General features: G+C 66.9%; 3 protein-coding genes. 1 reads left to right on the top strand and 2 read right to left on the bottom strand.

The window, feature by feature from the left end:
• Positions 1-594 (top strand): PLP-dependent transferase (locus OXU32_07785; GenBank protein ID MDE0073867.1); only part of this gene is annotated, 594 nt, incomplete at its 5' end.
• A gap of 13 nt (positions 595-607) precedes the next feature.
• Here OXU32_07785 and OXU32_07780 read toward each other — a convergent pair.
• Both OXU32_07780 and OXU32_07775 read right to left on the bottom strand, forming a co-directional pair.
• Positions 608-1828: a hypothetical protein gene (locus OXU32_07780; protein ID MDE0073866.1), complete on the bottom strand. Its 1221-nt coding sequence runs from the start codon at positions 1826-1828 to the stop codon at positions 608-610.
• Positions 1829-1924: 96 nt separating this feature from the next.
• On the bottom strand, positions 1925-3274 hold the full coding sequence (locus OXU32_07775; GenBank protein ID MDE0073865.1) for a hypothetical protein: 1350 nt from the start codon (positions 3272-3274) through the stop codon (positions 1925-1927).
• Positions 3275-3458 lie beyond the last annotated feature (184 nt).

The following is a 3458-nucleotide window of genomic DNA, read 5'->3' as shown; positions in this document are numbered from 1 at the left end:
ATCGCGTGGTGGACCAACGCCACCGGCGCGGCCCAGAGTCCCTTCGACAGCTACTTGGCGCTGCGCGGCATGCGCACGCTGTTCGCCCGCACCCGCATCCACGAGGAGAACACCAGCGCGGTCGTCGATCTGCTCGCGTCGCATCCCGCGGTCGCCCGGGTCTACTACCCGGGACTCACGACGCACCCCGGGCACGACCTCGCCCGCCGCCAGCAGTCCGGATACGGCAGCCTGTTCAGCTTCGAGCTGAACGGCGGGCGCGCGGCAGCCGAAGAGCTCCTCGCCCGGCTTCGCCTGTTCACCCTGGCCGAGTCGCTGGGCGGCGTCGAGAGCCTCATCTGCCACCCGGCCACGATGACCCACGCGGCCATGGACGAGGCCGCCCAGGCCATCGCGGGGATCGGCAAGGGCCTGCTCCGCGTCTCCGTCGGCATCGAATCGGCGGACGACCTGGTCACTGACCTGGACCAGGCGCTGCCCGCGTGTCGGGTAGCGGCGCCCGGACGAAGCGCCCATTCGGCCGATGTCGTGCCCATCGGTTCGGTCGCGGGTGAGCCCGGTGTGCCGCGGGCGGGCATCGGGGGAATCGGTTGATCGGCAGGCGTCCCTACATCGCGGTCGGCGTTCGCGCGAGGGTCAACACCTGAGGGTGCTCCACGCCCAGTTCGTCCGTCCAGACCCCGAGGACGGCATCCATGGTGATGTCCATCACCGCGAAGTCGTCCGGTGCCTCCACGGTGCCGAGCCAAGTGCCGTCCGCATCCAGCACCAGCCACGCCTGGGGCCGGCCCTGCTCGCTCCTTCCCCGGTGGAGCTCCAGCCAGACCGCTCCCGAAGGGTCCACAAGGATGTCCGCGTAGGCGGGGCGAGCCGCCGGGGCCGGGAGTTCTTCGATGAACCGGCGAATTGGCGGGGGGAACGTCGCCCCGGGAGGGAGTTCCACGTCGAACTGGGCCTCCCGCTCCGCAGAGACTTCTTCATCAGTCACGCCCAGCGGATAATCCGGAATGCGCAGTATGCGAACCACGTCGCCGATCACCGAGAGTTCCCGCACCTCCATCAGATCTGCCGACCCCACCAGAATCACGTCGCCGTTCGCGGCCAGGTGTCCCTCCCTGCCGAACAACGGAGGACCCAGGATCGGCCGATCGTCGATCATCCGTCGTACTTCCTCATAGCCAGCGATCAAGCCGACGCTGTCGATGCGCGCGCCGCTCAGGTCGTAGCGCAGCAGAGCGCTCGAACCTCGAATGATCTGAGGCCCGGGCTCGATTTCCGTGAGCGAGCGGACTTCCACCAGGACCGTCCCGTCATGAAGGTCGTGAAGGTCGAAAACGCGGTCCGCCACATCGAAGGTGTGCGTCGGCACCAGATCGGGCGTGAACACGGTGACCCGGCCTCGCTGGTCGAGCGCGAGAATCCGGTCCGCCGATGGCTCCACCTTCGAGAGGTTCCGGAACTCGCCCGGCCCGTCTCCGGTGCCTCCGACGGATCCCAGGAATTCTCCGCTTGACGAATAGAGGCGCACCTCCTGCGAGCCCCGGTCGGCCACCACCGCCGATCCATCCGGACGCTGCCGGACGTCGCGCACGCGGAAGAACTCGTGGGAGGGACCGCTCCCCGAGCGCGTCAGGTCGACACGCGGATCCGGATCGATGCTCCACAGGCTGGAATCGCCCCACAGCGGTCTCAGCGCCTCGATGATCCGGACACCCGCGCTGTCTCGCTGAACCACCAGGGACGGAACCGGGTCCGGGACACTGCACGAGACGAGACCGGAAAGGAGCAGGACTGCTACGGACCGGAGAACCGATCTGGCTCGAGGCACGGGCACCTCACCAAGCGAATTCTCGTTCATCATCCCGGTTCGATCCCAAGCGGCCTCGACGGATCTCGGCAAAGGCCCTGGGTCCCGCACGCGGAGCTACCGTTCATTCAAGCTCCTCGCGAGCCCCAGAACCTGAGGATGTTCAACATCGAGTTCATCCGTCCACACGCCGAGGACGGCATCCATGGTGATGTCCATCACCGCAAAGCCGTCCGGCACGGCAACCGTCCCAAGCCAGGTGCCGTCCGCGTCCAGCACCAGCCAGGCCTGCGGCCGGGCCCGCTCGCTCCTTCCCCGGTACAGCTCCAGCCAGACCGCGCCTGACGGGTCCGTCAGAATATCGGCGTAGGCCGGACGGGCCGCCGGAGCCGGAAGCTCTTCGATGAACCGCCGCACAATCGGGGGAACCGGCGCCCCCGGGGGAACCCGTGCGTCGAACTGCGCCGCTCGCTCGGCGTCAATCTCTTCATCGGTGAGACTCAGGGGATAGCCGGGGATGCGCAGGATGCGCACGACATCGCCCGTCAAGGACAGCTGCCGCACCTCCATCAGATCCGCCGACCCGTAGTACACGGCGTTGCCGCCCGCGGCGACGTGCGCCTGCCTGCCGAACAGAGGCGGACCCGAGATGGAGCTGCCGTCAATGACCCGAGGTGCCTCTTCCCAGCCGGCCATCTCTCCGAGGCTGTCGATGCGGGCACCCTCCAGATCGTACCGAAACAGCCCCCATGGACGGCGAATAACGCGAACTGTCGCCTGTAGCTCGGGTCTGCTTGTCGGGTGGTAGACCTCCAGCAGGACCGTGCCGTCGTTCAGGTCGTGAAGGTCGAAGGCACGCTGCGGGACGTCGAAAGTGTGCGTTGGCGCCAGATCCGGCGCGAGCACAGTGACTCTCCCTCGCTGGTCGATTGCCAGGATGTTGTCCGCCGATACCTCGGCCATCCAGAGGCTCCCGAATTCGCCAGGTCCATCTCCGGCGCCTCCGACGGATCCCAGAAACGCGCCGCTCGACGAATAGCGCCGCACTTCCTGCGAGCCACCGTCGGCAACGACAAGGGATCCGTCCGGACCCTGTCTGACGCTGCGGACGCGGAAGAATTCATGAGATGGGCCGCTGCCGGAAAACGTCAGGTCGACAAGCGGATCGGAGTCGATGCTCCACCCGGTGGCATCGCTCCAGAGGGGTCTCATCGCCTCGATGATCCGGACACCGGCGCTGTCTCGCTGAACGACCAGGGACGGAACCGGGTCCGCGGCACTGCACGAGACGAGGCCGGAAAGGAGCAGGACCGCTACGGACTGGAGAACCGATCTGGCTCGAGGCACGGGCGCCTCACGATTGCGGGTGGAGGGTGGGCGGACCGCTCTTGCCAGCGCGGCCAGCGCCAGAGAAGCGAAGGGATCGTAGCGGTCCCAACGGGTCTCGGCAAAGGAGTCCGGAATCATTCTACGAAGATCCTCGTTGACATCCGGGGAACCATCGGCTACACTTCTGACTACGAAGACCTTCGTGAAGTGAGAGCCCGGAGATGGGCTCCGGAGCCGGGAATCGTTCCCAAAACCAGCGAGCGCGATAGTTACATCGGGCGACAGCTGGACGGTGCGGGGAGAGCAACATGGCGAGTGAATC

It is taken from the genome of Gammaproteobacteria bacterium, from assembly GCA_028819075.1.
GTDB lineage: Bacteria > Gemmatimonadota > Gemmatimonadetes > Longimicrobiales > Gaopeijiaceae > BD2-11.
The sequence above is the reverse complement of the archived record's forward strand: the minus strand, read 5'-3'. Positions and strand labels throughout refer to the sequence as shown.